Origin of the sequence: Paenibacillus sp. PastM-3 (assembly GCF_029893965.1) — a bacterium.
Lineage (GTDB): Bacteria > Bacillota > Bacilli > Paenibacillales > Paenibacillaceae > Paenibacillus_AQ.
The window spans coordinates 17,833-42,211 of sequence record NZ_JARXXP010000016.1 but is presented as its reverse complement, the minus strand read 5'-3'; the positions used below and the strand labels follow the sequence as shown (position 1 = coordinate 42,211).

Here is a 24,379-nt window from a genome sequence, read left to right as displayed (position 1 = left end):
CTTATTAGTTTCGTAACGCTCTTCAATATAGCTGTTGCTTATCTGCCTGCAACGCAAAGCAGCGGTCCTCCGGATACATGGAGGATCGCTGCTGATTGCTTGCGTTATTTGGTTAACCAAGCTTATTTCCCGCTGTCCGACTGCTTGCTGCGCAGGCGGGCCAATTCGGCTTCCACTGCGCCTTGCAGGGCAGGGTCGATGGCGGGAGCGGCAGTCTGTGCATGCTGCCCGGCCTGTGCTTCCCATTCATTGATCTTGTCTTCCATCCGCTCGAAGCCGCGGGAGGCGGCGCCGGCGTTGATTACGTGACCGTACACGGGTGCTACTGTGTGGGAAGCCGCACTGTTTTGCGCGGCCCGTTTACTTGCCTCAGCTTTGCGGGCGCGTTCGGCCAGCTCAGCCCGTTTGGCCTTCAGCCGGGCATGCTCTGCTTTGGCATTCTCCAGATTAACCTCAAGCGCGGCCAGTGCCTGCAGGGTTTCTTCCAGAATAGCTTCGGTCTCCTGTACGCTTTCCAGATAGCTCAGCTTAGCTTCAACTGCTACCCGGGCTGCCGGTTCATTGCCTTCGCTCATTGCCTGAATTGCTGCAGCTTCACTGCTGTCTGCCTGCACCAGATACTCGGCCTTGCGGCGTTCCAGTACGCTTGCGGTAACCTTCAGCTCACGCTGTTTGCTTTCGGCGCTGCTAATTTTGTCATCGAGGTCACGCAGATATTGGCCGGTCAGCAGCACCGGGTCCTCCAACTTGTTCAGTCCTTCGTGAATGGCCGCCTTAGTCAAAGTTGTAATACGGTTAAATATGCTGTTCATGTTCATTTCTCCTTTAAATTTAAATTTGAATGGGATTGTCTGATTTAAACGTTAACCAGTAGCGCTTTTCTGATTAATAGTGGTCAAAGCTGTCTGTAAAGCTGTTGCCGAAAGTCTCTTTTGGAATAATGATGCTGGCGATAATGTAGATGAGAAGGACAGTGCCGAAGCTGAAGAATGCAGCAGCTGCAACCAGCAGTCTCACGAGGGTGGTATCCAGATTAAAGTGGCGGGCCAGCCCTCCGCACAAGCCTGTAAGCATTTTGTCTGTGGTGGAACGGTATAATTTTTTCATTCATAATCTTCCTCTCTTGTTATGGATACACCCGAAGGCTTTTTCTCAATATCCGTTATCTATGTGTTAATTGTACGGTGATTTGAAGCTGCGCAAAACGGACCGGGGACTGTTTTTGAATCCAGACCTAAGACGGGGATGGGGTCCGCAAAAAGACGGGGCTGGAGCTGGCCAGGCTAGCCTTGCCAGCTTTTTTATACGTTTTCGGGGTCCCTGCAAAGTACCTGAGTCAGCATCCATGAGAGGCCTCACTTTGTGGGGGGATTTAACATAAGAAGTCATCCGGTTAAATTCCCGCTTAACATTTCCGGCCTATACTGTGAGTAGCTCTACCTCCCGATCTCAATGAGATGAACTGACTTTCCTGCAAAGACTATGAAGAATAAGGAGGACTGGCCTGTGGGGATTCATAAGTATTTTCGTTCACTGAATGAGCTTGAGCGGATTATCCGCTGCCCGGGTAAATTCAAATTCGAGGAGCATAGCGTAGCCGCCCATTCCTGGAAGGTCGTACAGTACGCCAAAACGCTGGCCGATATCGAAGAAAAAAACGGTGCGGTGATCGACTGGAAAAAGCTTTACGAGATTACTAGCAGCCATGATTATGGCGAGATTTTTATCGGGGATATTAAAACGCCTGTGAAGCATTCTTCGCTGCAGCTGCGGTCGCTAATCCAGCAGGTTGAGGAAGGGATGATCCATAACTTTATTGAGGAGCATATCCCGGAGGAGTTCAAAAGCATCTTCGTCCAGCAGCTGCGTGAAGGAAAGGATGAGTCGCTGGAGGGGCTGATTCTCGAGGTTGCGGATAAAATGGATCAGGTGTATGAGGCGTTTGCGGAGATGCAGCGGGGCAATACGGAGAAGGAATTTGTGGTCATGTACCGCAATGCGCTGATCAAGATCAAGAATATTGACCTTAAATGTGTGGAGTATTTCCTGGCAGAGATCCTGCCCGATATGGTGAACGAGGAGACGCTGTCTCCGGTGGATATCAGAAGAATTACAGAAGAGGCACTGGCTCTGTAGGTGATGAGCGGTACTCTTTTTTTTTTAAATATAAGAATTTATATGTTTTACGCTACTAATAATCCTTATATTTCTCGCAGAAACGGTTACCGCCTTCTCTGAAGGACGGCATGGCCGTTTCTACTTGTTTAGCCAGCTTTTTCTTGTTATAAGAATATAGTGCCGCGGAAGCGTTAAAGGATATATGCATTAAAATGGTTAACAGTATGGACTCTGTCTCCTGTGCGACAAGCCCGAAGAACAGTCCGCCGCTCAGCGCAAACGCCATGAACCGGATGCTTTCGGCATTGAGCTTATAGTACTGCAGGTGGGAGAGCGCGAACAGAACGGCCGTAATAATCACCGCCAGGCTGAGCTGCGGAATCAGGCCGTATCCAAGCTCCAGTCCGGACAAGGCACCAAAGGTTTCATTATGGGCAAGCACAGGCAGCGCCAGCCCCCGGAAGGCAATCTCCTCAAGTATAGGATAGGTGATAATGAAATTAATAGTATTAAAGCGGCCTTGGGGCGAATAGCCGGAGCGTCTGGCTATCAGTCCGCTAATGAGCTGAATGAGAAGACACAGCGGCAGTACGGCAAGAAAATCATGCGGCAGGTTGTAGACATAATTGTCCTTGATGAACAGACTCACGGCAACAAGCAGAGCTCCCCAGTAATAAACGGCGAACTGTATATGATGCTTGCTGAATAGTCCGATGAGCTGTTCAACGATTTTAAATGAAAATGCAATAAGTACAGCGGTGATCAGTGCAGTCAGCATCAGAAGGCCCACGTCCTTTTTACAGAATATTCCTCAGACTACTATAATTTATCTTCCAGATGCAGTCCAGCAATAGGATACAAATATTAAAAGTTGTGTTTATACGTTATGATGAAGGAAGGATAGATTGATTTATACAATAAATATGTAAGCTGTAGTGCGGAGGGTTGTCAGGGCTATCATTGGGTTTCGGTGAATAAACATAGCAGGGAAGCGGCGCTTCCTGACGAATTTTACGGGCAAATGACATTTTCGGAAATGAGGGATGCCAGGTGAGTTTTTTTGATAAGTTCAAGGCAGGTGTGACCGAGGCTGGTAACAAGGCTAAGACAGTCGTTGAGGTAAACCGTCTCAAATTACAAAACAGCGGCAAGCAGAGTGAAATCGACAAGCAGTATCAGATCATGGGCAAACTGCTGTTTGAAGCTACTCTCCAGGGTTCGCCGTTGCAGGCAGATGCATATGCGGTTAACATGAGCCGTATCCTTGCGCTGAAAGCCGAAATTGAAGCCAACCAGGAGCAGATCTCCGCACTCGGCGATGTGAAAATATGCAAGGGCTGCAGCAGCACTGTGCCGGCGGACGCGCGGTTTTGTCCGAACTGCGGGCATACGTTTGAGGCCCCGCGGGAGCCGTAACACTGTAATATATAGCATATGGTTTAAAAAATATGAACAGCTCAAGCTTATGGCTTGGGCTGTTTCTTTTGAAGCTGCCGGATCTATGCTTGAGTGTGATCAATTAGGCATCGGTGTTAACAGGTTCTATATTATATTGTTCCTGTGGGTGAAATTTGCAATTCAGAGCAGAGTTGCTAATAACGATAGCAGAGGATGAAGCGAGTGAACACAACAGCCGCCTTTTCAGCATCAATCGAAGCCTATCTGCAATACACCCGGATGCCCTGGGGGAGATTGTTCTACCTGACAGCGTGGGACCAGATTGACTCGTTCTTGACCGGTGAAGCCCAGTCTATACTGGACATCGGCAGCGGCTTTGGCATTTCAAGCAATGAATATAGCAGGAGAGGCCATCTGGTTACCGGGGTGGAGCCGACGCAGGAGATGGTTGCCATCGCAGCAAAGGATGGGCCGGATGTCCGCTACATTAATGATTCATTTGAGCAGGTAGCCGGCGGACTGGGAACGTTCGGGTGGAGCTTTTGCCATAATATTCTTGAATATACGAAAGATCCGCAGCGGTTTCTCGGGCTGATTGCCGGTTGCCAGCGGACTGGCGGATACCTGTCGCTGATTGCCCATAATCCGGCAGCCAAGGTAATGAAAAAGGCCATTCTGAACAAGGAACCGGACAGTGCACTGGCCGCCATCGGCAATAGTCAGGAGTACAGCGGACTGATTCAGACTGATTATACTGTGTATTCTTACGAACAGCTGACGAATTGGCTAAGCAGTGCAGGCTATGAGATTGCAGGGCATTTTGGGATACATAATCTGTACGGATATATTACTGATAATGAAGTGAAGCAGGATAAGGACTGGCATAACCGGATGGTGCAGCTGGAGCTGACAGTCGGCAGGCAGAGCCCGTACCGGGAGATCGCTATTTTTACACATATTATTGCCAGGAAGATTTAGGAGGGGCAGGCTTGAAAATAGGGAACATCATTCTATTAAACGGAGTCTCAAGTTCCGGCAAAACAACACTTGCCCAAGAAATCGTTAAAAAGCTGCCGGATTTTTTCCGTTACAGCCTGGATGATTTCGATCTTGTGATTGAGCATATGGAAGACCGGCAGAATAGCCGGCTGATACCGGTGGCTACCGAGTATTTCTATCACCGGACGGTTGCGATGTTTGCAGATAAAGGGGTTAATCTCGTGCTGGATCATGTGATTCATGATGAATTCACCAGAGCGGATTTTGCGGAAAGCCTGGCCGGGTATCCGGTGCTGCGGGTCGGTGTCCATTGTCCGCCGGAAGAGCTTGCGCGCAGAGAACGGGAACGGGGAGACCGGCGGATCGGGCAGGCGCTGGAGCAGCTGGCGTTCGTCCATAAGGATGAAGTGTATGATGTTGAGGTGGATACTTTTGCTGAGAGCACGGATTCTTGTGTGGCGCAAGAATTATTCAGGCAATGCAAGCAACCGGCTATTGACTGTGCCCTTGGGGAACGCATTAAGCTTTAGTCAGAGGTGAGAACAATGGGTTACACAATCGGGCAGTTTGCTGGAATGCTTCAGGTATCCAAAAAAACGCTAAGGTACTACAGGGACATCGGACTTCTGGAGCCGGCGGGCATTGATCCTGAAAATGGTTATGCCTTCTATGAAGACGGGCAGCGTGAGCGGATGAAGCAAATCCAGTACCTTCGGAGGCTCCGCTTTTCCCTTGAAGACATTCGTATGCTTTTGGATGCTGAGCCCCGGTTGTGGACCCGGTCTGTTCAGGCGCGCCTGACAGCAGTACGATCGGAGGGACGCCTCCTATCCGTCATCGAGCAGGAACTTCTCGCTCTCCAAACAAGAATAAGCAACGGAAGGGAGCTGTTTAAGCCGATGGACATTTCAACAGCATACAAAGTGGATGTATTTGAACAGAAGGACCCGCTCTATATTATTGGCTGTGCTGCAAAGGTGCCCTACAACAATTATGAGGAAAAGCAGCGGATTATTGATCAGCTGATCAGCAATTTCTATGGTAACGACGTGACCGAAAGGATACCGCATCAGGCGGTGCCTTCCACATGCTTTGGACTGGTATGTGAATGCGAACAGGATATGAGCTCAGGAACCTACATGATGGGCATGCAGGTTACAGGCTTGAATGAAATCCCAGGAGACATGCGGAGCTTTACCCTTCCTGCCGGATTGTACGCGCGGGTGGCCTTTCAGGCCGTTGACAAGGAAACCCTCACCAATTCTGCATTGGAAGGTGCATATGACCATCTTTACAGCAAATGGCTGCCGGAATCGGAATATACTATGGCGGATATACTGGCTGCTGAGCTCTATGCGGATGAACATATGGAAGTGCCGGTTTCACCCGGAATGGAGCTTTGGCAATTGGTAAAGCGTAAGTAAAGAAGGATTAGACAACGAAAAAGATACCTGCGGGGATATGCCCTGAGGTATCTTTTTTGTACTGTTGATGAATGCACCGGCAAAAGTCTACTTCCGCCCCAATTTCCGGGCCAAAAAGATAATCAGCAGCAGTGACACAGCAATGATCACAATGTTGAACCCGGTCCGGCCCTGGAACCAGCTGGTCTGCGGGGTATCCGCTGCAGGTGCCTGACGGAGCTCTGCCGCCCCTAGTCCGGCCAGCATTTTGCCTTCACCGGCAATGTAATCCTTGAAGTTTACAATATCATATTGCGGCGCAGCGGCTTCCGCATTGCCGTAGAGCAGGCGCAGCGGCTGATCGCCTTCAGCGGCAAAAACAAGCCGGTCCAGCAGATATTCCAGCTTAAGCCCCTCAACCGGCAGCGGAGCATCGTCCTGGTTATAAATGACGATCCGCAGCTGGGGGGCAGACGAAGCGTTGGCCGGGATAATGGTTGTCGAGGCAATTTCAGTATCTTTAAAGTCCAGCCGGTATAATTCCCCGCCGCCTGTTGCAGCCAGCAGGCGGCCTTCACCGTCATAAAGCTCGAACCGGCGGGTAAAGCTGCCGCTGCCGCCGACCTCCAGCTGCAGCCCGGAAATGTTCAGCCTGCCCGGATTCCGGATGGTCATTTCCGTCTGCCGGTCCTTTTGCTGAATGTCGTAAACCGCATCCTGCTGCTGCTTGAAATGATCTGTATGCGCCACCCTGGTGCTTCGCAGCAGGGTGAGGGTTGGGAAATGCAGATTCTCTGCGTTGTTCTCGGCAATCAGCCGGTAATAGCCGTATTTATAGCTCGCGCCCAGCTCAATGCTGCTCTGCACACGTCCGTTCACATTATACAGATCCCCGTCCGCTACAGTCTCCCAGGCCACTCCGTCATAGCTGCCGAGCAGCTGTGTGTGGAGCAGGAAGTTTACGGCCGGCAACCCGAACTCCAGCCGGTTGCCCAGAATGTCAACATTCTCTGCCAGGGGGGTTATCTTGTAATCGAACAGGGTGTTGGCACCTTTTTTGGCGCTGTGAACCAGTGTTGAGGTGTAGGTGGTGACCTGTTCCTCCGTGAATTCTTCGCTGCTCTCCTTATAAAAAGGAATAAAGGTACCGGTATTGTCCACGATCCGCAGGTCGCGCAGATCATCCGCTGCGCCTGCATATACCTCTGGATCAAGATACAGCTCCGCGTAGGGAGTCTGTCCCGGAAGCACAATGACCTTGGAGTACTTCCATTCAGGATGCGCATCAGCCCCGCCGGTAACCCCGCCAGCCGAGGCAGACGGATGCTGCCCGGGGAAAAGCGCAAACGGGCTGAGCACGCCCAGCAGCAGGAGCGCGGCGCTACTCCTCCGCAGCAGCCTGTTCTGTCTGCGCATAAGCTTCCTCCATTCTGGCCGATACCCGCTGATACAGATAAGAGATGCCCAGCAGACATAGGCCGAAGCTGAAATAGGCGATGATTTTGCTGCCGGTGCCGAGCAGTGTCAGATCATAGAGCAGCAGCTTGCCGGTAGCCAGCAGCGTCAGGCCCAGCCCGAAGCGCCGGATATACACATACCGGCGGCGGAAGCCGAACATGATGAACAGCACCGCCAGCAGCAGATAAGAGATGCTGTACACGAGTCCGCCGTCCGTCTGCCGCAGCTGTACGCCGAGAAAGGCGGTAACAACAGCCAGCAGATAGACACCCATAATGACCGGATACAGCTCGTCGTTGTTGTATTCCCGTCTGAGCAGCACCTTCAGGAGCCGTCCCCCATTCAGCCAGACGAACACATTGAACAGCAGGAGCAGCCCGAAAGCAATGTAATCGGCAGATGTATTGTCCTTGAAATCAGCCTGAAGGGTATGCTGGCCGAAGGTGAGTCCCACTGCGATAACATAACCAACCGCATAGAGGAAATAAACCATATAACCGATCACGTTATCGTACAGTACTTTGATCCGCGGCAGCACATAGGCGAGTCCCAGCGTCAGCAGTGCCGCCAGCAGCAGCCTGTAGAACGAAGCCCGGGGGAAATCCTCCGGCACATACAGATCGTAGAGATGCATGGCTTCGTATATGAGATAGGCATACAGATTCGTCACAGCAGCATATTTGAACCAGATTCCGATTTGCATATCGACAGGAGTGCTGGACAGGACAACCTCACGGTCGGTATGCCGGATCGCATAGAGAAGGGAAACGATCAGCAGTCCAGCCGTGATAAAGGTGTATTTTAGCGCAAAATATGAATTGTCGTAGAGAATCAGCGGAGCGGCGGACGACGCCTGCACCAGCACATCGACGAAGAAGAATATGCCCAGCGACAGCAGCAGAATGCCCCAGCCGGTCCGTTCAACAGCCCTGACGCGCTGCAAATGGCCGTATACCGTCAGCACAACCGCTTCAATCAGCCAGCCGATCGACCACCACACGGTACCGAACTGGAACGGAATCATCAGGACGGCGAAGGTGAGCGCAGTGGAATAGAAGAGCACCATGCTCTCTTTTTCCTGGGCCATCCGCTTCTCCAGCAGTTGCCCGAGACCGAGATACATCAGGCAGAAGGCCAGGGCAAGAGCCCCTTTGTATGCACCTAGACCGGCATTAATGAACAGCACGTACAGAACGAGACAGCTGGTCAACGTGTTGCAGGCAAGCAGCGCGAAGTCCCACCAGGACAGCTTGGTCCGGAACTTGAACGGATACCACAGCGTCATGCCCAGATACATGGCGAAGGTCAGGACGGAATAGAACATGCTGATGCCGTGACTGTCGGACAAGATAATCAGCAGCAGCATCGAAGGCGTGTTGAACAAAAAGCTGATGTAATTGACCACAACCCACCGCTTGCGCAGCGAGATCATCAGGATCAGGAGGTTCAGCAGGAACAGATAACCCATGGCTACGTAAACGGCAGTGCCCTCCAGACCAAACGCGCCTATATAGGAAAAGAGCGGAAGATAGCCCCCGACGAGCCCCAGCGAGCAGATCGTTCTGGACTCATAGCGGAGCGACAGCAGCACAGCCGTAAGCGTAATAAGCACGGACAGGCCCAGCCCGGTATAAATGCCGATAATCTCCAGCAGAAAATAGCTGTAAAACACAGAGCCGTACAGCACGGAAATCCCGCCGCCGAGCAATCCGAGCGCAAAGGTACCCCGGCCTCTGCGGAACAGCCATTCCCCGCCGCCAAGCATCAGCGCGCCCAGCAGGAAAAAAGCGCTGCCCTTCATATAGCCGCTGAACCAGTTGGAGTAGGTGTATTTGAAGCCTGCACCGACCGCCAGAATCAACAGCAGGATACCCAGCCAGTTAATCCAGTTCAGCCCGATCTTCATCTCAATCCGGTTCTGCCGGCGCCGCCGCTGAATGGTTTCTTCGCTGATTCCCTCTGCAGCGAAGTCGTCCAGGCGGCTGTCCATTTCTGCCGCCAGCGGCTGCTCTGCCGCCCGCAGGGCTTCCCGCTGGCGGTGAATGCCCTCGCTCAGCCTGACGGACAGCTCATCCAGCATTCTGCGGATCTCCTCGCTGTCGCCGCTGAGCAGACGGTCTGCCTTCCGGTACATTTCGGTGATCCGCTGCCGGGTCCGAGCCTCGAATGCGGTCAGCCGGTTATGCTGGCCGGCGCTCTGCGCAGCGAAATAAGTGTGCAGCTTCTGCCGGGACAGCTTGAGGATGCCCAGCTTCTCATCCAGAATCTGCTCAGCGAGCGCCGTGCGCAGCTCGGCATTCTCCTGCTTCAGCCTGGCCTGCTGTGCCTCAGCCTCGGCCAGCGCCTGCTCTACAGCCGCCGCTTTTCGTTTGAGCAGCTCATTTTCGTTAACCAGATCGCTGCCCTCATAGGCTTTGACCAGGCCCTGGTATTCGGCGGCAAGTGCATCCTGCTGTTCTTTTATGGACCTCAGACGCTCTTTAAAGTGCTCCATAAGCTCCCCCAATGTCTTTAGTAAATGATCCCAATAATGTGCCACTTGTTAATGTTTCCATTTTACTATAGGTCATGCGGCAAAATCTTCCTTTTTTACGGGTGCCGGAGATTTGGTTACTGTTCAATTACCGTTCATTACCCTTTATCTGCATAGTTGACATGAAACGCTGGGGCAGATCTATATCGTTGATTCTGAACGGAGATGAGTGGACATTACAGCCCGCGGTACCCATAAGGGGGAGACGGTCAGAAGGCTGCAGGAGATGCTCGGGGTTACGAAGGAAGAGACCATGTCCTTTGGCGACGGGGAAAATGATATCGAGCTGATGGCTGCGGCCAAATACAGCTTCGCCATGAGTAACGCCTGCGAGAATACGAAGCAATCCGCCAGCTTCATTACGAAGTCGAATGAGGAGAACGGCGTACTGCTGACCATCCGCAAAATGATGGAGCTGCAGAACGGGATGGCGGTGTAGTGCGCTTTTAGCGAGAGATAAATGGTGCTGTTCTGCAGTCAAAAGCCAGAAAAAACCGCAAGTCTCCGAGGATGGAGAGCTTGCGGTTTATTTTAATACATAGGAGATTTAACGTTGCAGGCTCTGTCCGTCAGTAGCAATAACATCCTTGTACCAGTAGAAGGATTTCTTGCGGTAACGCTCCAGGGTACCTGTGTTGTCGTCGTGGCGGTCCACATAAATGAAGCCGTAACGCTTGCTGAGCTCTGCCGTCGATGCGCTGACCAGGTCGATACAGCCCCATGCAGTGTAACCCATAATCTCAACGCCGTCCTCCAGCGCCTCGCCTACCTGAACCAGGTGGTCGTTCAAATATTTGATCCGGTAGTCGTCGTTAACGGTCGGTACGCCGTCTTCGCCTGTAACCAGCACATCCTTCGCGCCAAGTCCGTTTTCCACGATGAACAGCGGCTTCTGGTAGCGGTCGTAGAACATATTCAGCACATAGCGCAGGCCCTGCGGGTCAATCTGCCAGCCCCATTCGCTTGCTTCGAGGTATGGATTGGCAACGCCGCTGAACAGGTTGCCCTCAGTCTGGTTGCGGCTGTTGTCGTCACCTGTTTCACAGATACTTACATAGTAGCTGAAGGAGATAAAGTCTACCGTATGCTTCAGGATTTCTGCGTCTTCAGGCTCCATATGAATCTCGATGCCATTTTCACGGAAGTAGCGTTTCATATAGCCCGGGTATACGCCGCGCGCATGCACATCGCCGAAGAAGTAGTTCATATGCTCGGACTTCATTGCTGCGATCACATCGTCCGGGTTCGGAGTCAGCGGGTAAGTTGGCATACTGAGAATCATGCAGCCGATTTGAGCTTCAGGGTCGATTTCATGTCCGACTTTGACAGCCGTTGCGCTGGCTACCAGCTCATGATGGATGGCCTGATACAGATCCTGCTTGCTTAATTGGTCCTTAGGAGTATAAATCCCGCCGCTCATGAACGGCTCATGCAGAATGGAGTTGATCTCGTTAAAAGTCAGCCAGTACTTCACTTTGCCCTTGTAGCGTGTGAACAGTGTTCTGGCATAACGCTCGTAGAATCCGACCAGATCACGGTTAACCCAGCCGTTATATTGCTTGGACAGGTGCAGCGGTGTCTCGTAGTGGGAGATAGTCACCAGCGGCTCAATTCCGTATTTATGGCATTCGTCGAACAGGTCGTCGTAGAATTGCAGGCCTTTTTCGTTAGGTTCCAGCTCGTCCCCGTTCGGGAAGATGCGCGTCCAGGCAATGGAGGTACGGAACACCTTGAAGCCCATTTCGGCAAACAGCTTGATGTCTTCCTTGTAACGGTGGTAGAAGTCGATGCCGACCAGCTTCATATTATCTTCGGTAGGTACTTCGGTGATCGGGCCTTTGATGCCTTGTGGAGCCACGTCCTGGGTGGACAGGCCTTTGCCGTCTTCATTATATGCGCCTTCCAGCTGATTGGCTGCTACTGCGCCGCCCCAGAGGAAGTTTTCAGGAAATTTTACAGTCATTGAAATCCCGCCTTTTATAGTTGTAGTAAGAGTTATGGTAAGCTATTAATATGTCCTATAACTGCATGCTAAATGTTGAAACGCGTTACATGTCAAGAACTTTTTTGTGAATATAAGGAGAGAGCTATGTCGAATCTTGAGCAAATCGCCAAGCTGTCGGGATTTTCCAAAGCCACCATATCGAGAGTGCTGAACCAGTCCCGCCATGTAAGCCAGCCGACCCGTGACAAGATTCTCGCGATTATGGAGGAGCTGGACTATGTGCCCAACGGCAATGCCATCTCCCTGTCCAAGGGGCAGACGATGCAGATCGGGCTGGTGACGGAAGGCATCAATGAGGTGATGCTGCCGTTCCTGAACAGCTTTGTGGAGACGGCCAGCCAGTACGGCTATCAGACCATTATCTATACCTCAAGCGGTGATCCGAAAAAAGAGCTGCAGGCGTTCGAGGATATGCGCAGAAAAAGAGTGGATGCACTCGTCATCAGCACCTGCGTCAACGATCTTGCGCTGCTGGGCAGCTACTGCAAATACGGGCCGATTGTCTCCTGGCAGCGGATGGAGCTTCCGCAGATTGCATCGGTGGCGATGAACCAGTATGACGGGTATATGCTGGGTCTTGAGCATGTGATCGGGCGGGGGTGTACGCGCATCGCCAATGCTTACGGCAGGCCGAGCAGCATTAATACGCTGGGACGGATTAAGGCTTATGAGGATGCCGCCCGTAAGCACGGATTAACGGAGCTGCCGCAGTGGTCCCGCACCGGCATTCATTCCATCCGGCAAGGGGAAGAGCTGGTCCGGGAGATGCTGGCGGTGGAAGATCCGCTGCAGCGGCCGGATGCCATTCTCTGCGCCAACGATTTGGTAGCCGCAGGCATCGTAAGCGAGGCGCGCCGGCAGCAGCTGCGGGTGCCGGAGGATCTGGCTGTCGTTGGCTTCGACAATACAGAGCTTGCCCATACGCTGGGCATTACATCCATTTATAATCCGATCGCCGACCAGGCGAAAAATGCCTTCCACCTGCTGCTTGCGAAGCTCGGCGGTGCGGGCGAGCCGCAGCAGAAGCTGCAGTATTGCCTGGTGCAGCGGGCGACTACGTAAGGGAAACTGAGAAGGCTGCAGCGCTTTCTGGCGCTGCGGGTGATTAAAGGAGAGGGGGCTGTCGTCTGAAGAGGCGGGCGACCTGAGTGAGGGAGATAGGAGAGAGAGCTATCCGGCTGGTCATGGAGATGACTGGCTGAGGAGCTCTTTTTTTGTATAGGAATATGAAGGTGTGTAACTGGAGGAGTAACTGGTGGAAATCTGCAGGAGGCGGGTAATGGAGGGCTCGGCTGCTTGGCTGCTTAATTAAGTGGAAATTCGTCACCTAATTCCGGGCAAACTGCCGGGCAGAGGAGATTAGTGGGAAAAACGTCACTTAATTCTGCTGTTTTGGCGCTGAAGGAGGGATTTGGGCTAAATGAAGTGTCGATTATCCAACTAATGGATGGAAAAGTTGGCGATTGGCGGAATTAGGTGACGAAAATCCAACTAAATGCTTGGCAGGGGCGGTTTCGGCGGCATGTTGAGCAGGAGTGTTCCGGGTCTGGAAGGTTCGTTCCATTTCTGAGAGATTCGTTCCAGTTCTGACAGATGCGTTCCAGGTCTGGCAGAGGTCGGAGTGGTGTTGCAGTTCTGGTTGAGCGCTATGTGCTGCGATGTGATGTGATGTGATGCGTCTCGTCGTGTATTCCAGACCCTACTAAAACGCGCCGCGGGGTTCCTCACCGGTAGCTTGACGGCGTATTGTTCCTGAATTGTTTGAATACCCTGTTGAAGGTGCGGACATTTGTAAACCCGCAATCCAGGGCGATGTCGATAATGGGCTTGTCGCTGCTGAGCAGCATTTCTTCGGCTTTGTTGACCCGGATGTGATTCAGGTAGGAGATGTAGCTCATGCCGGTGGTGCTTTTGAAGAACCTTGAGAAATAGAACAGGCTCATCTCAGCCTGCCGGGCCGCATCCTCCAGCGTAATGACCTCCGCATAATTATCTTCCAGATAATCGAGCACGTTCTGCATCACCTTCCTGCTGCTCATCCGCCGCATGTCCTTTTTCTGATCGGCGGGCTCACAGGGGAGATGGCGCAGCAGCAGTCCGCAGAGCTCATTCAGCTGGCCGGTAATGACCTGCTCGTAATGAGGCAGCTTATGATTAAGTTCATGTTCTAGCTTAAGCATAAGTCTGGGGATATCTGCCCTCCCTGAGGCTTCAATGTCTGCCTGATCCTGGCCGCCAGTGCAAATAAAAGGGTCAGTCAGCCGCACATCCTTCGGCCAGCCGCCGGGGCTAGCGATCAGCTGCGGGTTAAAGATAATCAGCTGAATGACCGATTCCCGGCCAGTGCTGTCGTAATAATGAATGTCTCCGCTGCTGCAAAAAGCCATATCCCCCTTATAAAGCACACGGCTCTCCAGATTAATGCCCATCCGGATGGACCCCTCACGTACATATACAAACTCCAGATCCGTATGCCAATGAGCCAGGAAATTGATGTTGCTCACCTGCCAGGAGCTTAACGGCAAATGGGAAGAATACATGCGGTTTTCGTGAAAAGCCTTCATACATTGCTCCTTTCGAAGCAGGCACGCGGATAGGTGCTGCGGGTAGGTTTTATTAGATAATAGCAAAAAATGACCATACAGACAATGAAAATGACGAGCCGTCCGAGAGCGCTTGCATTACAATGGAATGGAGCAAGAGAACAGTAGAAATTGAATTATTTATACAACCATAACTCGGACTGTAAAGGAGCATATAGAGATGGCAAAAAAAGCACTGATTGTAAGAGGCGGCTGGGACGGGCATGAGCCGGTGCAGGTATCGGAGATTTTCGGCGGATTGCTGGAAGCTGAGGGATTCGAGGTGGAAATTTCCGACACGCTGGACAGCTTCAAGGATGAGGAAAAGCTGCTCGGCCTCAGTCTGATCGTCCCGATCTGGACCATGGGCGAGATCAGTAACGAGCAGCTGCAGCCTGTGCTGAAGGCAGTAGCCGCAGGCGTAGGACTGGCGGGCTGTCACGGCGGGATGTGTGACTCGTTCCGTAACAGTGTAGAATGGCAATTTATGACCGGATCGCAATGGGTAGCCCATCCGTTTAATGACGGGGTGGACTATGTGGTGAATATGGTGCAATCGAGCTCCAGCCCGCTTATCGAGGGAATCAAGGATTTCCAAGTGAAGTCCGAGCAGTATTACCTGCATGTTGATCCGTGCATTAACGTGCTGGCAACCACAACGTTTCCAGTCAGCGAAGGCCCGCATTCCGCCAATGGCGTAATTACCGTGCCAGTTGTGTACACGAAGAAATGGGGCGAAGGCCGCGTATTCTATAACTCCCTGGGCCATCACGCGGATATCTTCGACATTCCGGAAGCGAAGGAGCTCATGCGCAGAGGGTTTGTGTGGGCAGCGAGATAGCTGCGGAAAACCAACTATATAAATTGAACTAGAAAACTATATTAAGGAGAAAGTGGCGGAGGGGAATTTTGGAACTGTAGGAGCGGTAGCGACCGCCTGAAAGCTTTTCGCAGAAAAGCTCACTTCGGAAGCATAAGCAGTCTGCGGATTTCCACCGCGAACAGCGGGTCAAATCAAGAAATCTGCAGACAACAGCGGCCGGAAGTCCAAACATTCTCTGGAGTCACGACTAATCTGAAATAGAAAACAACAAGTTTAATTTATATTAAACTTAACAATGAACAGGTGGGATTGCTTTGGATAAAGTAAAAGTCGGGATTGTAGGCTGTGGGAATATCAGCGGGATTTATTTTGAGAATCTGACCAAACTGTTCGTCAATACAGAGGTTTATGCCTGCGCTGATGTATTTAAGGAACGGGCAGAGGAAGCTGCCGAGAAATACGGTGTGCCGCATGTATGGTCCACGGAGGAGCTGCTCGCTTCACCGGACATTCAGATTGTGGTCAATCTGACTACGCCGAAAGGACATTTTGACGTATGCAAGCAGGCGCTGCTGTCCGGCAAGCATGTCTATGTCGAGAAGCCGCTGTCGCTGGAGCTTGCGCACGGTCAGGAGCTGGTGGAGCTGGCTGCGGAAAAAGGGCTGATGCTCGGCTGCGCCCCGGACACCTTCCTGGGCGCGGGTATCCAGACCTGCCGCAAGCTGATTGACGACGGATTTATCGGTGAACCTGTGGCCGCTTCCGCATTCATGGTCTGCCACGGGCATGAAAGCTGGCATCCGGACCCGGAATTTTATTACCAGGCAGGCGGCGGGCCGATGTTCGATATGGGGCCTTATTATCTCACGGCACTCGTATCGCTCATGGGCCCGGCTGCAACGGTGGCGGGCATGACGAAGACTTCCTTTGCGCAGCGGACCATTACCAGCGAGAAGAAATTCGGCAAGCAGATTGATGTCGAGGTGCCGACACATGTTGCCGGTACAGTGCAGTTTGCCAGCGGCGCCGTAGCCACTATGATCACAAGCTTCGACGTCTGGGACAGCACGCTGCCCCGCATCGAAATCTATGGCACCCGGGGAACGCTGATTGTTCCCGATCCGAATACCTTCGGCGGACCGGTTCTGCTTAAGCCGGCAGGCGGCACCGGCTTCATGGAAATTCCGCTGGTGCATAATTACGCGGTCAACAGCCGGGGAATCGGCGTAGCCGACATGGCGGACTGCATTACGAGCGGCAACCGTCCGCGGGCGGGCGGTGAGCTGGCCAACCACGTGCTGGAGATCATGCACGCCTTCCACACCAGCTCGGATACGAAGCGCTACGTAGAACTCGCCACCAGCTGCGAGCAGCCAAGACCGCTGCCGCTCGGTCTGATCAAGGGTTACATCAGCTAGATGCTATAAGCTATTGAAGATCTACTCTGCAGCTCCTTTGGGGGCTGCAGGCAGATCTTTTTTGACGGAGGCGGGGGTTGGAGCAGGCGCCCTCTGCCGGTTAATGTGCTGTACCGCATGGGATAGACGGGACGCGTCACTTGATTCCCCCGCCGGCGTGGCGGGAAATTGGGCGGGAACGAGGCGCTAGTTACCTAAGGCTGCGGTTAATGGAGTGGTGAGCGGCCGGTTTGCAGAGCAATAGAGGGAAAAATCCCACTAATGTAGCAGTGAGTGGCCGGTTTGCAGAGCAATAGAGGGAAAAATCCCACTAATGGAGCTGTGAGCGGCCGGTATGCGAGGCAATAGAGGGAAAAATCCCACTAATGGAGCTGTGTGTGGCTGTTTTGCAGAGCAAGAGAGGGAAAAATCCCGCTAATGTAGCAGTGAGTGGCCGGTTTGCAGAGCAATAGAGGGATAAATCCCACTAATGTAGCAGTGAGCGGCCGGTTTGCAGAGCAATAGAGGGAAAAATCCCACTAATGGAGCTGTGAGCGGCCGGTATGCGAGGCAATAGAGGGAAAAATCCCACTAATGGAGCTGTGTGTGGCTGTTTTGCGGAGCAATAGAGGGAAAAATCCCACTAATGGAGCTATGAGAGGCCGGTTTGCAGAGCAATAGAGGGATAAATCCCACTAATGTAGCAGTGAGAGGCCGGTATGCGAGGCAATAAAGGGAAAAATCCACTAAAGGAGCTGTAAGCGACGGGTTTGCAAACTTTTTTAGCGCATCAGTCCATTATCCATAATTTTTGGTGGTAAGTTCTTTAGTTTCTGTATAGGACAGGGAAACCGATGAGAGTAAAATGAAGGGGGCTTGAAGTAATTTCGCTGCAAGTGCTGGCAACAATGTGATGTGATATTCCGCCGGTTCACGCAAATAGCAATAATTAGCTCCAGAATAATCCCGACCGGGAGCAATGAAACCGGGGTTACCTTAAGTTGGCAGTACGGACAATCCCTAATAAAAGTATCTCCTGGCATAAAGTCAAACTATAATCCTAAAGGAGTCAATAATCATGAGCAGCGTCAAACCTAACCAACCGCTAGTAACTCATATTTTTACCGCTGATCCGTCCGCCCATGTGTTTGAAAATAAAATCTACATCTATCCGTCACACGACCTCGATCACGACGGCCCGGATAATGATAACGGCGACCAGTATAAAATGGAGGATTACCATGTACTGTCGCTGGACAACTTCGATTCTCCTGCTGTGGACCATGGCGAAGCGCTTCACCTGAAGGATGTGCCATGGGCCTCGGCCCAGATGTGGGCACCGGATGCGGCGTATAAGAACAACCAGTATTACCTGTACTTTCCGGCGCGCGATAAGGACGGAATCTTCAGAATTGGCGTAGCCACCTCGCCGAATCCGGCGGGACCGTTCAAGGCTGAGCCGGACTATATTAAGGGCAGCTACAGTATTGACCCTGCTGTGCTGGTGGACGAGGATGATCAGGCCTATATTTACTTCGGCGGACTCTGGGGAGGCCAGCTCGAGAAGTGGCAGACCGGCACCTTCCAGCCGGAGCAGACCGAAGGGCCGCCAGCAGACCAGCCGGCAATCGGGCCGCGCGTAGCCAAGCTAAGCGAGGATATGCTCTCTTTTGCAGGGGAGCCGCAGGAGATTTCGATCATCGACGAGGACGGCAATCCGATTACTGCCGGTGACGAGGAACGGAGATATTTTGAAGGACCATGGGTTCACAAATATAACGGCTATTACTACCTGTCCTACTCAACAGGCTCGACGCATAAGCTGGTGTACGGAATCAGCCGCAGCCCGCTTGGACCGTTTACGTTTAAAGGCACCATTCTTACCCCGGTCATCGGCTGGACTACGCACCATTCCATCGTACAATTTGAGGATAAATGGTACCTGTTCTATCACGACAGCTCCTTGTCGGAAGGTGTGAACCACAAGCGCTGCGTGAAATATACGGAGCTGAAATATAACGAGGAAGGAACTATTCAGACGATCGATCCTTACCCGGCCGGAGAATAACAGTTAACCCTTATAGCGCCAAAATAAAGCACAAGAACCAGTGTCTTAGAGGGTCTTGTGCTTTTTGCCCGGAAAAGGGGGGAGCCGGTGGATAAGAGGAAGCTGTTTACTGCGGCTTCATTCCAGGACGGGATGAGTCTGTGAGCCGGATGTCCGGATCCTCCTAATTGATGACTTGAAACTTAAGGTTTCAAGCCGCCGCCGACCGTTACAATAAATACACTATAACAAGTAATTGGACAGGAGTGCAGCCGATGCAATACAGCAACCCCGTAATCCCCGGGTTCCATCCCGATCCCAGCATATGCCGGGTTAATGACGACTATTATTTGGTTACCAGTACCTTTGAATATTTTCCGGGGGTACCGATTTTTCATAGTAAGGACCTGGTTCATTGGCGGCAGATCGGCCATTGCCTGACCACTCCTGAGCAGCTGCCGCTGGGAAATGCGTGGAGCTCGGGCGGTATTTATGCCCCGACAATCCGTTACCATGACGGCTGGTTTTATATGGTTACTACCAACGTCAGCGGGACCGGCAATTTCTACGTCAAAACAAGGAATCCGGAAGGGCCGTGGTCAGCCCCTATTCCGGTCAAGCAGGGCGGCATCGACCCTTCCCTCCTGTTCGATAATGACGGCCGCGTATACTTCCAGTCTTCGTGTAACGGGACTGAAGGACATGCCATCTACCAGTGTGAGATCGATATCGAAACCGGAGCCATGCTGACAGAGAGCCGGTTTATCTGGAGAGGCACCGGGGGCGCACACCCGGAAGCCCCGCATCTGTACAAGATCGACGGCTGGTATTATCTCATGATCGCCGAAGGCGGCACAGAATACGGGCATATGGAGACGATTGCGAGAAGCCGGCAGCCCTACGGGCCGTTTGAGCCCTGTCCGCACAACCCGGTGCTGACTAACCGGAGTATGGACAGCAGCATCCAGGCTGCCGGACACGCCGATCTGATCGAGGCGCAAGACGGCAGCTGGTGGGCGGTATGCCTTGGCATCAGGCCGGTTGCCTACCCGAAGGCTCATCATCTGGGCCGCGAAGTTTATCTGGCCCCTGTCACCTGGACAGAAGAGGGCTGGCCGGTATTCGGCCGCGATACACATATCGATCCGCAGATGGAAGCGCCGGAGCTGCCTCAGACACCTTGGCCGGAATCGCCTGTCAGAGATGATTTCAACGAGAAACAGCTGGGCTTCGACTGGACCTTTTTGCGCAATCCCCTGGAAGGCAGCTGGTCTCTGGAGGAGCGGCCAGGTAGTCTTGTGCTGCACGGGCATAAGACCGGCCTGAGTAATGCCGGGACCCCGGCTTTTGTCGGCCGCAGACTAAGCCACTTCTCCTGCAGCATTGCAGCGGCGATGGAGTATGAGCCGCAGCATGAGGGGGAGGAAGCCGGATTAACGGTCTTCATGAACGAAAAGCATCATTATGATCTCGCCGTAACACTAGTAGAGGGCCGCAAAAAGGCAGTTTTCCGTAAGACAATCGGCTCCCTGCAGACAGAACAAACCTGGGATTGTCCGGAAGGTTCCGTTGAACTGAAGGTCCAGGCTTTTCCTAAGAAAATAGTTGCCTCCCTGCAGACAGCACAAGGCAGCACTATAGACCTTGGCTGGGGTGAGACGCATCTGCTCAGTACAGAGGTTGCCGGAGGCTTTACCGGCGTATTTATTGCAATGTATGCTGCTGGTTCTGCAGAGGGGAAATCCGCCCCGGCAGCTTTTGACTGGTTTGATTATGAGCCGCTAGCAGAATTATTTTAAACTATTCAAATTGTAACTGGAGCGAATCACAAACGGGTGTATACCCAATCTTTTGATAGATGCTATTAGACGTAGGATTTGCCAAGTCTGTATATAAGACGCACTTGGTAAATCCTTTTTCCAATGCTAGCTGGCTTATTTGCGCCACAATTGAAGTAGCGTAACCCTTGCTGCGCTCATATGGAGGAGTATATACAAAGGCCACACCAATAGCTGTCTGCATTACCCTTGTGTATCCCGCCATAGAAACGGGGATGCCGTTGTCCTCTAAAATATAGAGTTTTTTCGATTCTATCCGGTAAAGGTATGGGGCTGCCTCTTGCGGGATGGACATTTCTGTCTTACCATAAATCGCCGCTGCATTAAATGCTTCCGCCCAGTATGGGAAAAAATGAATATCCTTATTATCGAGCAATCGAACGATACCAGGCTTTTGAATGCCCGGGTTTACTGCCGTGAGTTCGTATATACGCTGGTTCATTACTGTTTTAAACGTTATTCCATTGCTCAGGGTATATTCCTTGGCAAAATATTCTGCCAGCGTTTTTTCGGTGGTCACACCTGGAATATCACGGTCTTTCAGCCCATCGATCAGACAGCTTACAGCTTCCGGATTAATGTTGTTGTCTGTTGCATAAAGCGTAATATTGTGCGGCGGCGTCATTATGGCGGTAAGCTGTATGCCCTTGTCATCCGAAATCGTTGCCATAAGCCAGTTTACAGGGTCACGCCAGTCTGTTTTATCTTCTCCTGCATGCCCCATGATGATATTGCCAAGAGGAATCAGATTTTGCGCTTCATGACGCATCAGCACATCATAGGTATCCTTGTAAAACTCATGCACATCCGTATACAACTTGAATTGCATTCCAATACACCCTTTCTTCGGCTCAGCGCTTATCCGGAGTTGCTCTGCGTTACAGAAGTCCAAATATTCTCTGGAGTCACGGCGAAGCCCAACTAGATAAACATCAGTTCGACTTAATTCCCCCTATAAGCCTTCGGCGACATGCCGTAGGCTTTTTTGAACTGGCGGGTCAGATAATTGCTGTCATTGAAGCCGCACATATAGGAAATCTCCGTGATGGAATGCCTGCTCCCGCGGAGCAGGGTACAGGCCAGCTCCAGCCGCAGGCGCTGGATGTAGGCGATGGGGGTCGTCTGATAGTACGCACGGAAGATACGGTTCAGATGCCTGACCGAAATCCGCGACTGCGCGGCGATATCCTCCAGTGAAATCTGCTCACAATAATGATCCTCGATGTAGGAGATGGCGCTGGCCAGATGCATCAGGCTGTTATCCGTTCCGGCCTCCTGATTCTCATAGTGCCTGGACAGATAAACTACCAGCTCCATGAACCGTGAGGCTAGCATCGTCTGGTAGCCCTGCTGCTTCTCCTCGTATTCTTTAATCATCGCTGCGATGAAGGCGGAGACATGCTCGAGGCTGGCGATCGGCAGATTCAGCTTGCTTTTGAACCCGTTGATACTGCGGTAAAACGGCTCCAGCACAAACAGCGCCTGATAGCCGTTCAGGGTTCTGAGGTCCGGCCCTGCGGATTTAAGCATCTCGGCTTTATACATAATGTTGCAGATTTTAAAATCGTACGGGGCCATATAAGCATGCGGAGTACCGCCGCTGATGACAAAGACATTGCCTTTTTTAATGAAAGATTCCTCATCATTGACGACATGGGTGGCATGGCCGTTCAGCACAATGACCAGCTCGGAGAAGTCCGCATGCTTATGGAGCGACATGTCCTCCGCATGACCGCCGTACTGGATAAAAAACGGAAATTGCTCATCTGTAGTGAACCAGTTCAGATAGACATTACTCACAGGCGGTACCTCCCGGAAAATGGGCGTTCGTGTCTATATAATGCTATTTTATGACCTGAAAATCAAGGTATCCGGCCAAAGGCGCAGAGTAAAATGAGAGCATCACCAAGAGCAGCACTGATAGGCGATGAGGTTTGCAACCGCATTCAAGAAGCTTGTGCATCAGATTAGAGCTAAAGGGGGATTTATCAGAATGAATCATAAGGTATCGAAAAAGCTCGGAGCAGCACTGCTGGCAGGCTTGATGCTGGTATCGGCCGGCTGCAGCAAATCCGGGAACAACGCCGCAGACAATACGAACGGGAACAGTGGAAATGATACGGAGCCGGTGACCTTTACGTTTTTTGGAGCGGATGCCAGCCCGAACTGGAATAACATGCAGGACGATGTGGGCAAAGAAATTATAGCGAAGACCGGTGTTACCTTGCAGGCAGAATTCGATGTGGGCGGCGGAGGCGGACAGGACCGGATTGCCATGATGGCCGCAAGCGGCGAGTACCCGGATATTATTTTCGCTAAGGGGGAAATAGGCAAGCTGGTAGATGCGGAAGCTCTTATTGATCTGACTGATCTGATAGATAAGTACGCGCCCAATATTAAAAAGGTCATGGAAGGCAACATGAACCGCATGAAATACAGCAAGGACAACGAAGCGATTTACTCGATTCCGACGAATGTCGGCGTAGGTGAACAGAAATTTGATGCGACCAACGGCTTCCAGATTCAGCACCGGGTACTCAAGGAACTGGGGTATCCGGAAGTGAGAACGGTCAAGGATTTTGAGAATGTGCTCAAGGAATATTATGCCAAGCATCCGACGACTGACGGCCAGCCGACAATCCCGATGACACTGAATGCCGACGGCTGGAAGATCATGATTACCGTAACCAACCAGGGGGATATCACGACTGGCGGGGCCAATGACGGAGAGTATTATGTGAACCCGGAGACATATGAGACGATGCTGCACTATAAAAAACCGGAGGAAAAGGAGTATTTCCGCTGGCTGAACCACATGTACAATGAGGGGCTGCTCGACAAGGACTCTTTTGTGCAAAAGGATGACCAGTACAAAGCGAAAATCTCCAGCGGCCGCGTGCTCGGTCTCAGCTCGGTGGAGTGGGAGTACCAGGATGCGGAGAATGCCCTGAAGTCTGCCGGCAAAGACGAGTATACGTACGCGCATTTCCCGGTTACGCTGAGTGAGGAATATAAGGATCATGCGATGCAGGCTGTGGGCGTAGACGGCTACGGCATCAGTATCACAACTGCATGTAAAGATCCGGTCCGCGCGATCAAGTTCATCGACTGGATGTCCTCGGAGGAAGGCCAGGTGCTGAGAAACTGGGGCATCGAAGGCAAAACCTATAATGTGGAGAACGGAAAACGGGTGATGCCTGCTGAAATTCTCGATCAGAAGGTTAATGATGCGGGGAATTTCGCCAAAAATACAGGCGTTGGCTTGTACTCTATTTTTGGAGTCCGTTATGGAGACGGTGTGAAGGATTCTACGGATAATTACTATACCACCAACTTCCCGGAACAGATTCTGGCCGAATATTCGGATGCGGAGAAGGAGTCCTTGGCCGCGTATAATGCAACCACCTGGAAGGACCTGTTCCCTGCCGAAGACGAATTCCCGGTAAAAGAGTGGGGTGCACTCTACAATATGCCTGTACCGACGGACGGAGACTATCAGGTAATCTACCAGAAGACACAGGACATTGTCCAAAAACGGATTCCGGAGGCTATTCTCTCCAGTCCGGATAAATTCGATAAAATCTATGATGATTTCATTGCCGAGCTGAACAAGGCTGGTGCCGAGAAGATGGAGCAGGAATATACAGAGCTGGTTAAGGCGAGAGTATCGCTGTTTACCGGCAAGGATGTTAAATAGGGTAAGGTAAAAAAGGGCTCTGCCGGTTTATCGGCAGGGCCCTTGTCTGTTGTCGGGTATCTGTGCTACTAAAGGGGAACC

20 protein-coding genes and 1 pseudogene are annotated in these 24,379 nt (G+C 51.9%); 12 read left to right on the top strand and 9 right to left on the bottom strand.

Translation table 11 applies throughout. The features are described 5' to 3' along the window. Positions 1–122: 122 nt before the first annotated feature. Entirely contained in the window at positions 123–812 is a 690-nt protein-coding gene (locus tag M2108_RS20515; RefSeq protein WP_277471346.1) for a PspA/IM30 family protein, read from the bottom strand. A 73-nt stretch (positions 813–885) separates the two neighbouring features. Next, complete coding sequence (locus tag M2108_RS20510; RefSeq protein ID WP_277471345.1) at positions 886–1,107, bottom strand: PspC domain-containing protein; 222 nt, start codon at positions 1,105–1,107, stop codon at positions 886–888. 399 nt (positions 1,108–1,506) lie between these two features. On the opposite strand from M2108_RS20510, the gene M2108_RS20505 reads away from it, so the two are divergent. Further along, the gene (locus M2108_RS20505) at positions 1,507–2,136 is read left to right on the top strand and encodes a YfbR-like 5'-deoxynucleotidase (protein ID WP_039870832.1); all 630 of its coding nucleotides are present in this window, start codon (positions 1,507–1,509) and stop codon (positions 2,134–2,136) included. Between the two features lie 55 nt (positions 2,137–2,191). Here M2108_RS20505 and M2108_RS20500 read toward each other — a convergent pair whose 3' ends face one another. Beyond that, positions 2,192–2,896 (bottom strand): CPBP family intramembrane glutamic endopeptidase, encoded by a 705-nt coding sequence (locus M2108_RS20500; protein WP_277471344.1) that lies wholly within the window; start codon positions 2,894–2,896, stop codon positions 2,192–2,194. A 272-nt stretch (positions 2,897–3,168) separates the two neighbouring features. Between M2108_RS20500 and M2108_RS20495 the strand changes: the two genes are divergently transcribed. From M2108_RS20495 to M2108_RS20480, 4 genes are all read left to right on the top strand, one after another. Further along, positions 3,169–3,534 (top strand): zinc ribbon domain-containing protein, encoded by a 366-nt coding sequence (locus M2108_RS20495; RefSeq protein WP_277471343.1) that lies wholly within the window; start codon positions 3,169–3,171, stop codon positions 3,532–3,534. A gap of 204 nt (positions 3,535–3,738) precedes the next feature. Beyond that, positions 3,739–4,494, top strand: a complete 756-nt coding sequence (locus tag M2108_RS20490; protein WP_277506412.1) for a methyltransferase domain-containing protein — start codon at positions 3,739–3,741, stop codon at positions 4,492–4,494. An 11-nt stretch (positions 4,495–4,505) separates the two neighbouring features. Next, positions 4,506–5,045: a phosphotransferase-like protein gene (locus M2108_RS20485; protein ID WP_277471341.1), complete on the top strand. Its 540-nt coding sequence runs from the start codon at positions 4,506–4,508 to the stop codon at positions 5,043–5,045. Between the two features lie 15 nt (positions 5,046–5,060). Next, the gene (locus tag M2108_RS20480; protein ID WP_277471340.1) at positions 5,061–5,939 is read left to right on the top strand and encodes a MerR family transcriptional regulator; all 879 of its coding nucleotides are present in this window, start codon (positions 5,061–5,063) and stop codon (positions 5,937–5,939) included. An 87-nt stretch (positions 5,940–6,026) separates the two neighbouring features. On the opposite strand, the gene M2108_RS20475 is transcribed toward M2108_RS20480, so the two are convergent. Beyond that, complete coding sequence (locus tag M2108_RS20475) at positions 6,027–7,334, bottom strand: DUF3999 family protein (protein WP_277471339.1); 1,308 nt, start codon at positions 7,332–7,334, stop codon at positions 6,027–6,029. Further along, positions 7,300–9,870, bottom strand: a complete 2,571-nt coding sequence (locus tag M2108_RS20470; protein ID WP_277471338.1) for a DUF2339 domain-containing protein — start codon at positions 9,868–9,870, stop codon at positions 7,300–7,302. The genes M2108_RS20475 and M2108_RS20470 overlap by 35 nt, the downstream gene beginning before the upstream one ends. Positions 9,871–10,039: 169 nt before the next feature. On the opposite strand from M2108_RS20470, the pseudogene M2108_RS20465 reads away from it, so the two are divergent. Beyond that, positions 10,040–10,348 (top strand): annotated as a pseudogene (locus M2108_RS20465) (HAD family hydrolase); the annotation flags it as partial. A gap of 108 nt (positions 10,349–10,456) precedes the next feature. Here the strand turns inward: M2108_RS20465 and M2108_RS20460 are convergent. Beyond that, on the bottom strand, positions 10,457–11,872 hold the full coding sequence (locus M2108_RS20460; RefSeq protein ID WP_277471337.1) for a glycoside hydrolase family 1 protein: 1,416 nt from the start codon (positions 11,870–11,872) through the stop codon (positions 10,457–10,459). Positions 11,873–11,998: 126 nt separating this feature from the next. On the opposite strand from M2108_RS20460, the gene M2108_RS20455 reads away from it, so the two are divergent. Then, positions 11,999–12,976, top strand: a complete 978-nt coding sequence (locus M2108_RS20455; protein WP_277471336.1) for a LacI family DNA-binding transcriptional regulator — start codon at positions 11,999–12,001, stop codon at positions 12,974–12,976. Positions 12,977–13,638: 662 nt separating this feature from the next. Here M2108_RS20455 and M2108_RS20450 read toward each other — a convergent pair. After that, positions 13,639–14,478 carry a helix-turn-helix transcriptional regulator gene (locus tag M2108_RS20450; RefSeq protein ID WP_277471335.1) on the bottom strand — a complete coding sequence of 280 codons (840 nt, stop codon included), beginning with the start codon at positions 14,476–14,478 and terminating at the stop codon, positions 13,639–13,641. A gap of 199 nt (positions 14,479–14,677) precedes the next feature. Here M2108_RS20450 and M2108_RS20445 point away from each other — a divergent pair, with 199 nt between their 5' ends. From M2108_RS20445 to M2108_RS20430, 4 genes are all read left to right on the top strand, one after another. Beyond that, positions 14,678–15,337, top strand: a complete 660-nt coding sequence (locus tag M2108_RS20445) for a ThuA domain-containing protein (protein WP_277471334.1) — start codon at positions 14,678–14,680, stop codon at positions 15,335–15,337. Between the two features lie 296 nt (positions 15,338–15,633). Further along, on the top strand, positions 15,634–16,737 hold the full coding sequence (locus M2108_RS20440) for a Gfo/Idh/MocA family protein (protein ID WP_277471333.1): 1,104 nt from the start codon (positions 15,634–15,636) through the stop codon (positions 16,735–16,737). Positions 16,738–17,794: 1,057 nt separating this feature from the next. Continuing rightward, on the top strand, positions 17,795–18,784 hold the full coding sequence (locus tag M2108_RS20435) for a glycoside hydrolase family 43 protein (protein ID WP_277473121.1): 990 nt from the start codon (positions 17,795–17,797) through the stop codon (positions 18,782–18,784). Between the two features lie 254 nt (positions 18,785–19,038). Then, positions 19,039–20,562 (top strand): glycoside hydrolase family 43 protein, encoded by a 1,524-nt coding sequence (locus M2108_RS20430; protein WP_277473120.1) that lies wholly within the window; start codon positions 19,039–19,041, stop codon positions 20,560–20,562. 1 nt (position 20,563) lies between these two features. On the opposite strand, the gene M2108_RS20425 is transcribed toward M2108_RS20430, so the two are convergent. Continuing rightward, positions 20,564–21,430 (bottom strand): GNAT family N-acetyltransferase, encoded by an 867-nt coding sequence (locus M2108_RS20425; protein ID WP_277473119.1) that lies wholly within the window; start codon positions 21,428–21,430, stop codon positions 20,564–20,566. Between the two features lie 113 nt (positions 21,431–21,543). Further along, the gene (locus M2108_RS20420) at positions 21,544–22,401 is read right to left on the bottom strand and encodes an AraC family transcriptional regulator (protein ID WP_277473118.1); all 858 of its coding nucleotides are present in this window, start codon (positions 22,399–22,401) and stop codon (positions 21,544–21,546) included. 193 nt (positions 22,402–22,594) lie between these two features. Here M2108_RS20420 and M2108_RS20415 point away from each other — a divergent pair, with 193 nt between their 5' ends. After that, positions 22,595–24,298 (top strand): ABC transporter substrate-binding protein, encoded by a 1,704-nt coding sequence (locus M2108_RS20415; RefSeq protein WP_277473117.1) that lies wholly within the window; start codon positions 22,595–22,597, stop codon positions 24,296–24,298. Positions 24,299–24,379 lie beyond the last annotated feature (81 nt).

Excerpts from the sequence above, each read along its gene's own strand:
- M2108_RS20515 (WP_277471346.1), bottom strand. The coding sequence starts at position 812 with ATGAACAGCATATTTAACCGTATTACAACTTTGACTAAGGCGGCCATT.
- M2108_RS20510 (WP_277471345.1), bottom strand. The coding sequence starts at position 1,107 with ATGAAAAAATTATACCGTTCCACCACAGACAAAATGCTTACAGGCTTG.
- M2108_RS20500 (WP_277471344.1), bottom strand. The coding sequence starts at position 2,896 with ATGCTGACTGCACTGATCACCGCTGTACTTATTGCATTTTCATTTAAA.
- M2108_RS20480 (WP_277471340.1), top strand. The coding sequence starts at position 5,061 with ATGGGTTACACAATCGGGCAGTTTGCTGGAATGCTTCAGGTATCCAAA.
- M2108_RS20475 (WP_277471339.1), bottom strand. The coding sequence starts at position 7,334 with ATGCGCAGACAGAACAGGCTGCTGCGGAGGAGTAGCGCCGCGCTCCTG.
- M2108_RS20470 (WP_277471338.1), bottom strand. The coding sequence starts at position 9,870 with ATGGAGCACTTTAAAGAGCGTCTGAGGTCCATAAAAGAACAGCAGGAT.
- M2108_RS20460 (WP_277471337.1), bottom strand. The coding sequence starts at position 11,872 with ATGACTGTAAAATTTCCTGAAAACTTCCTCTGGGGCGGCGCAGTAGCA.
- M2108_RS20455 (WP_277471336.1), top strand. The coding sequence starts at position 11,999 with ATGTCGAATCTTGAGCAAATCGCCAAGCTGTCGGGATTTTCCAAAGCC.
- M2108_RS20450 (WP_277471335.1), bottom strand. The coding sequence starts at position 14,478 with ATGAAGGCTTTTCACGAAAACCGCATGTATTCTTCCCATTTGCCGTTA.
- M2108_RS20445 (WP_277471334.1), top strand. The coding sequence starts at position 14,678 with ATGGCAAAAAAAGCACTGATTGTAAGAGGCGGCTGGGACGGGCATGAG.
- M2108_RS20435 (WP_277473121.1), top strand. The coding sequence starts at position 17,795 with ATGAGCAGCGTCAAACCTAACCAACCGCTAGTAACTCATATTTTTACC.
- M2108_RS20430 (WP_277473120.1), top strand. The coding sequence starts at position 19,039 with ATGCAATACAGCAACCCCGTAATCCCCGGGTTCCATCCCGATCCCAGC.
- M2108_RS20425 (WP_277473119.1), bottom strand. The coding sequence starts at position 21,430 with ATGCAATTCAAGTTGTATACGGATGTGCATGAGTTTTACAAGGATACC.
- M2108_RS20415 (WP_277473117.1), top strand. The coding sequence starts at position 22,595 with ATGAATCATAAGGTATCGAAAAAGCTCGGAGCAGCACTGCTGGCAGGC.